Source organism: Acinetobacter sp. YH16051, assembly GCF_013417135.1.
GTDB lineage: Bacteria > Pseudomonadota > Gammaproteobacteria > Pseudomonadales > Moraxellaceae > Acinetobacter > Acinetobacter towneri.
Genome location: NZ_VPEN01000004.1, coordinates 211,231 through 218,291, shown reverse-complemented (window position 1 = coordinate 218,291; position 7,061 = coordinate 211,231). Strand labels below are relative to the sequence as shown.

The 7,061-nt window shown below is 40.3% G+C and carries 7 protein-coding genes; 5 read left to right on the top strand and 2 right to left on the bottom strand.

The window, feature by feature from the left end; genetic code table 11:
• The 5 genes from FTV41_RS05685 to ahpF form a co-directional block, all read left to right on the top strand.
• On the top strand, nt 1–210 hold a 210-nt coding region (locus FTV41_RS05685), incomplete at its 5' end, for a zinc ribbon domain-containing protein (RefSeq protein WP_179996263.1).
• Between the two features lie 172 nt (nt 211–382).
• Nucleotides 383–1,174, top strand: coding sequence for a hypothetical protein (locus tag FTV41_RS05680; protein WP_004972923.1), 792 nt, complete (start codon nt 383–385; stop codon nt 1,172–1,174).
• Between the two features lie 30 nt (nt 1,175–1,204).
• Entirely contained in the window at nt 1,205–2,332 is a 1,128-nt protein-coding gene (locus FTV41_RS05675; protein WP_104852204.1) for a toxic anion resistance protein, read from the top strand.
• A 56-nt stretch (nt 2,333–2,388) separates the two neighbouring features.
• Nucleotides 2,389–3,306 carry a hypothetical protein gene (locus FTV41_RS05670; protein WP_179996262.1) on the top strand — a complete coding sequence of 306 codons (918 nt, stop codon included), beginning with the start codon at nt 2,389–2,391 and terminating at the stop codon, nt 3,304–3,306.
• A 216-nt stretch (nt 3,307–3,522) separates the two neighbouring features.
• Nucleotides 3,523–5,088, top strand: a complete 1,566-nt coding sequence (gene ahpF / locus FTV41_RS05665; RefSeq protein WP_096901839.1) for an alkyl hydroperoxide reductase subunit F — start codon at nt 3,523–3,525, stop codon at nt 5,086–5,088.
• Nucleotides 5,089–5,325: 237 nt separating this feature from the next.
• Here ahpF and FTV41_RS05660 read toward each other — a convergent pair whose 3' ends face one another.
• Nucleotides 5,326–5,595, bottom strand: a complete 270-nt coding sequence (locus FTV41_RS05660; protein ID WP_178865851.1) for a YfhL family 4Fe-4S dicluster ferredoxin — start codon at nt 5,593–5,595, stop codon at nt 5,326–5,328.
• Between the two features lie 27 nt (nt 5,596–5,622).
• On the bottom strand, nt 5,623–7,005 hold the full coding sequence (gene yegQ, locus FTV41_RS05655; protein ID WP_131261785.1) for a tRNA 5-hydroxyuridine modification protein YegQ: 1,383 nt from the start codon (nt 7,003–7,005) through the stop codon (nt 5,623–5,625).
• Nucleotides 7,006–7,061: the final 56 nt, after the last annotated feature.

Sequence of the window (7,061 nt, the reverse complement as noted above, 5' to 3'; positions counted from 1 at the left end):
TTTGAAGAAGTCCAAGAAGCCTATACCACCCAAATCTGTTCGTGCTGCGGTGAGATCACCTCAAGTAGTCCCAAAGGTAGGACAGATCTTGGAATAAGAGAATGGGAGTGCATGAGCTGTGGTACAGCTCATGATCGAGATATAAACTCAGCTCTAAACATTCTTGCGCTTGGGCATAAGCGTCTAGCTGTAGGAATCACCCTCTTTTAAGGGGGGGAGGATGTCAAGCACTGGTGTTTTGAATCAGGCATCTTGTGACTGATGTTATGCGAATCTATAAAAAAGCATTTAAGCAGATCGAAATAAAAAATTGCAAAATATTACATGACCTTAGCCGAAAAACACGTACTATAAAATCATGTAAAGAGGGTTGTGATGGTCTATGGCTCAGTTTGAAGTGTTACTGCCTTTGCAAGAGATTACGGTGGATCGTGCAGAGCTTTTGGCGATTCAACGCAATGATTTAGTTCCGTTGTTGAATGATCAATATCGTCTAAATCATTATGCAGATCAGGTGATTCAAGCGCAGTCAGTTTTATTGGATGGGGTGGATCCACATTTAACTCAGCAATTGAGTGTGACCATTGAGCAGTTGATTCAGGCGCTTGGTAAATCTAAAAAAGTGTTAAAGCAACGTAAGTTTAATGCACTACAAAAGTGGCTAGGCATAGATTTGGAATATGGCGCGGGGCAAGTGCAATATTATAAAAACCTAGATCATTTATTAGGACAAGCAGATCGTTTAAGCCAAAAGCTGCAAATCGAAATTCAGAAATCACAATCACGTTTTCAGCAGTTGGTTGGTTTGCGTGAGCAAATGGCGAAATACATTCAAGCTGCCGATGAGTTTTTAGTGGAATATCCACGATTTGTGCGCAATCAGCATCCTTTGGATAATTTTAGCGAACGACTGGCCAAGAAAATTTATAGTTTAAAGACTTTGCAAAGTAGTAATGATATTGCGATTACTCAAATGCAACTTTCACAGCAACTCTCTTTTAGTTTGTTAGATCGCTTTAAAGAAGCGCAGCAGGTACTCATTCCTGCATGGCAATATCATGTCAAACAAAGTCAGCAAAGTGGCTCACACAGTCAGCTAGAAAAGCTGGATCAAAGTCGTGAGCATTTAATTAAGACATTAAGAAAATCCTTAGAAAAACCTGCGCAATCATAAGGCATGGTTTTGATTAGATAGAGGCGAAATATGACAACTTCTGAACAACGCAACGTCGCTGTGCAAGTGAGTGATGAACAGACTCAGCAACAATTTCAGCAACTCAATTTGCAGGAAATTGGCTTACAGCCTGATGACTTTCAGGAGGTGCTGGCTGCGCGTAAAGAATTAAGCGATCTTAGCCATCATTCGGTTGCAGAATATGGCAAAAATATCGCCACTAAAACGTCAAGTTATACCGATGAGCTTTTAGGTTTGGTGCAAAATAAGGATTTGGATGTCACAGGGCAAAAGCTGAATCAGGTGGTGCAGGTTGCACAGCAGTTAAATACCAACAGTATTTTAAATCCAAACAAAAGCAGTGGCTTTTTGGGTGGTTTATTCAATAAGTTAAAAGGCGCTAAACAAAGTTTTGATCAAAACTTTAACAGCACCAAAGCGCAAATTGATAGTCTGGTCACAGAAATTGAAAGCTCACAAAATGGTTTAAAAAACCGTGTAGATACACTGGATAAAATGTTTCATGGTGTGCAAGATGAATATAAACAATTGGGGATTTATATTGCAGCAGGTAAGTTAAAACAGCAGGAAATTCAGCAGCAAATTTCTGAATTTTCCGCGCAGCCGCAGGATCAGACCACGACTCAAAAAATTTATGATCTCAATCATCTTGCTAATAATTTAGAAAAGCGGGTGAGTGATTTGCAGGTGTTGCAACAATCTGCCATGCAAACTTTGCCGATGATTCGGATTATCCAGTCCAATAATTTAATGTTGGTCGATAAATTTTATGCGATTAAAAACATTACCTTACCTGCGTGGAAAAACCAGATTAGTTTGGCGATTTCTTTAAATGAGCAGAAAAACAGTGTGCAACTGGCCAACAGTATCGATGATGCCACCAATGAATTGCTGCGCCGTAATGCAGATTTATTGCATCAAAACTCGGTTGATACTGCCAAAGCCAATCAGCGTTCGGTGATTGATATTGAAACCCTTGAACACGTACAAAATACCCTCATTAAAACAGTGAACGATGTGATCCAGGTACAAAAAGAAGGCATGCAAAAACGTGCAGAAGCGACTACGCGTTTGCGAGCCTTGCAGGAGAATCTGAATCAATTGGTGATAGGTTCAAGCCAACAGTCTGGTCAATAAACGCATTTTGACAATGACTTCATTTAATCTGAAATTTGCCTGATAAGGAGTCGGATTTGCCCCCACTCGATGAATATGCCATTCAGCCACAGCAACTAAAAACAGGTGTTGTGGCATTACAGCAGCGTCAAAAAAAGCTCAGTTTTTTGGCTGTGCTGTCTATGACGGTGGTGCTTATATCAGCAATTGGCTTTTTTATTCAGCAAGATGTGATTTATAGCTTCTTTGGTTTAAGTACTGAAGTTCAGCAATTACACATGCCTGCAAGTGTCGATGCGACTTTGGCAAATTTAGGGCAGCAACCTGATTATTTTTTCAGTTTATTGAACTGGTTGGGTTGGCTGATTTTAAAACTATCGGTGTCATTTATTGGTGCATTTTTTTTAGTTTATCTGCTCAAGAAAATTCGTTTTTTCTATATTCGCTTTCAATCCTTTGTCTTGAAATTTGTAGCTTGGTTGCTGAGTTTTATCTTACTATGGTCGGCATTGAGTTATGTTCAGCATGACCGACAAGATGATACACAGCAGGTATATGCCAAAATTGTGCATTATGAAAAGCACATTCAAGAAAGTGAATTGGCGCGTTATTTACAAAATGCAGACATGGCAACGCCTGTTAAAGCTTACTTGTTGGCACAAACCGCATTAATGCACCATCCTGCAGATAAAGATGCAGCCATTCCGCAAGTGTTGACTTTGGTCAAAGCCGAGCAGCAAGATCCACAATTTTTACATTATGGCTTTAAACCTGAACAATTATGGACCATGCAGCAGCAAGTTTATGGCAAAGCCTTAACGCCTATGGCGCAAAGCGTACATAAGCAAGTGCAGCAAGCACAGCAATTAAATACGCTTGCTTATTATATGAATCTTGCAGTTATGGCGCTTATGTTGATACTGTCTGCGGTACTGTGGTTTTTATCGCGACATTTACAGCAGCGTATTCTGCGGATTCAACAAAAACTTGAATAAAAAATGATTAGGCTCAATTGCTTAAGGCAGACATTCAGTTTTTATGTTAATGTCTAAATTGAATAGCTTTAGGTATTTTAAATGAAATAGTAAGCTTGAAACTCACTATCATTTAAAAAAACGATCATAAATATAAAAATAAACCGTTTCCCCTATGTAACTATTTTTCGTAAGATGACATCAACAAATAAATTTACTCCCTTGGAGACGTTAGCCATGTTAGACCAAAATACTTCTACACAACTTAAAACTTTATTAGAACGTCTTGAAAGCCCAATCGAGCTTGTCGCGACTTTAGATGGTTCTGATAAATCTGCCAAAATTAAAGAATTGGTTGAAGAAATTGCAGCACTTTCGCCACAAGTTACTGCACGTTTTGACGGTAACAACGCACGTGCACCAAGTTTTGGGATTGCAAAAGTAGGTGAGCAACCGCGCGTATTCTTCGCAGGTTTACCAATGGGGCACGAGTTCACTTCATTAATTTTGGCTTTATTGCAAACTTCTGGTTATGCACCAAAAGTATCGGATGAAGTATTAACGCAAATCAAAGAATTGAATCTTTCATCTCACTTTGATGTGTTTGTATCGTTGAGCTGCCACAACTGTCCAGATGTAGTACAAGCTTTGAACCTCATTGCGATTTACAACCCTGGCACAACAGCAACCATGATTGATGGTGCATTCTTCCAAGAAGAAGTTGAGCAGCGCAAAATTATGGCTGTGCCGATGGTATTCCAAGATGGCAACCACATTGGTCAAGGTCGTATGACTTTGGAAGAAATTGTAGCTAAATTAGATACAGATTCTGCGAGCAAAGATGCAGCGAAACTGAATGCCAAAGAGGCGTTTGATGTCTTGGTAATTGGTGGCGGCCCTGCAGGGAATACATCTGCAATCTATGCAGCACGTAAAGGTATTCGTACAGGTATTGTGGCTGAGCGGATGGGCGGTCAGGTGATGGATACCATGGATATTGAAAACTTCACTTCTATCCAAAAAACACAAGGTCCAAAGTTTGCGGCAGAAATGGAAGCGCATGTGCGTGAATACGATGTCGATATTATGAATCTACAAAAAGTATCTGCCATTAAAGGTGCTGATGAAACTGCCAATGGTTTGGTCGAAGTGACTTTGGAAAATGGCGCAACACTTGAATCGAAAACGGTGATCTTGTCTACAGGTGCACGTTGGAGAGAGATGAATGTACCTGGTGAAGCAGAATACCGTACCCGCGGCGTGGCATACTGCCCACACTGTGATGGCCCGTTGTTTAAAGGCAAACGTGTTGCAGTGATTGGTGGTGGTAACTCAGGTGTAGAAGCAGCGATTGACCTTGCAGGGATTGTAGAGCATGTGACTTTGGTAGAGTTTGATACTAAATTACGTGCAGACCAAGTCTTGCAAAACAAATTGAACAGCTTGCCAAATACTACTGTAATTACCAATGCATTATCGACTGAAGTAATTGGTGATGGCGCACAAGTGACTGCGTTGAAATATAAAGACCGTGCGACAGATGTTGAGCATACTGTTGAACTTGCAGGAATTTTCGTACAAATTGGTTTATTACCAAATACGGACTTCTTAAAAGAGTCAAAAGTAGAGCTGACGAATCGTGGTGAGATTGTGATTAATGAGCGCAACGAAACCAATGTAAAAGGTGTATTTGCGGCAGGTGACTGTACAACTGTACCGTACAAGCAAATCATTATTGCAACAGGTGAAGGCGCGAAAGCATCACTTTCAGCATTCGACTACATCATCCGTTCAGGTCAATAAGTCTGAACGAATACATCTGAATACGCGGATTAACCATCCTTAAATTGTATTCGCTAAAAAGATAGCGCCTGAGTTCCCCAATACTCAGGCGCTATGTTCAGTAAAGTGCTTTATCGCACAGTATTAAAAGTTTATTTATTCTATTTTTGGTTTTAAGAACTGAGTCGGCTAACAACTCAGTTCTTTTTTTATTTTTTAGCATCCAGTTTGATTTACTGTAGTTGGATTTATCTCAGTCTAATTAGCCTTATTATTTTGTCCAAATAAATTCAGCTGATTAAACTTGTCCTGCAGTTGCTCTTTGGTTTCGACATGCTCAGGATGCGGAATAATACATTCAATTGGGCAGACTGAAACGCAGGTTTGATAGTCATAAAACCCAACACATTCTGTGCAACGCGCCACATCAATTTCATACACCTTTTCACCCTCATAAATTGCTTCATTCGGGCATTCGGGTAAGCACATATCGCAATTGATGCATTGGTCGGTAATCAGGAGTGCCATCGCAAAACTCGCTTAGTTTATTGCCACTTAGTTGGCTTGATAAGCCAACGATGAGGCAGAAATATCTGCAGTCGAATTTGGTAAGTTGCGAATCAGCAGGGCATAACGCATATCGACATCTGCAGGTATAGGGATTTCTACAATATGCCCTGAACCTTTGGCATCTTCAATCAGATTGCCTTTTTTATCTTTAATTTCAGTTAAAGTGAAATAGATATTGCCTTGTGGCGTCATCAATTCTAGAGAATCGCCCACTACAAAACGGTTTTTTACATCAATTTTAATGTAGTCACCATTGCGTTCTAAGACTTCACCACAAAATTGCTGATGATCAAAACTTGATGAACCTGTTTCGTAGTTTTGGTATTCGCTGTGCACATGACGACGCAAGAAACCTTCGGTATAACCACGGTTAGCTAGACCTTCTAATTGAGTCATTAATGCAGGGTCAAATGGTTTGCCTGCAAGCGCATCATCAATCGCTTTACGGTAAATTTGTGCAGTACGTGCGCAGTAGAAATAAGATTTGGTGCGACCTTCAATTTTTAGTGAATGGATGCCCATTTTAGTTAAACGATCAACGTGCTGCACTGCGCGTAAATCTTTAGAATTCATAAAATAAGTGCCGTGTTCATCTTCTTCGGCAGCAAACATATCTTCGTCATTACGTTGTAATAACACAGGCTCGTTAAATTGATGCTGTGCCTGCATGTGTTGTTCATCTGCATCGGCAGTTTCAGAAAGATTTTTGACAGGAATTACGTCACCTGTTTCATCTTCTTTTGCATCGTGAATTTTATATTCCCAACGGCAGGCATTGGTACATGCGCCTTGGTTGGCATCACGTTTATTCATATAGCCTGAAAGCATGCAACGACCTGAATAGGCCATGCACAGCGCACCATGCACAAATACTTCAATTTCCATGCCAGGCACGTTGTTTTTAATTTCTTCAATTTCATCAATCGACAATTCACGCGAAAGAATGACACGGGTTAAACCCATATTTTGCCAGAATTTCACCGTTGCCCAGTTCACTGCATTGGCTTGTACCGATAAATGTACAGGCATGTCGGGGAAATTTTCACGCACCATCATAATCAGACCTGGGTCAGACATGATCAGCGCATCGGGTTGCATGGCAACCACAGGTTCTAGGTCACGAATAAAGTTTTTGAGTTTGCTGTTATGCGGTTGGATGTTCACCACCACATAAAACTTTTTGCCTAATTCATGTGCTTCTTGAATACCAATTGCTAAGTTTTCATGATCAAATTCGTTATTACGCACGCGCAAACTGTAACGCGGCTGACCTGCATAGACTGCATCTGCACCATAAGCAAAGGCATAGCGCATGTTTTTTAAAGAACCAGCAGGAGAGAGAAGTTCGGTGACGTGGGAAATGGTCATGATCAAAAAGCAATAGCAGAAATATGGCTTTATTGTATGAATCTAAATTTAGGATT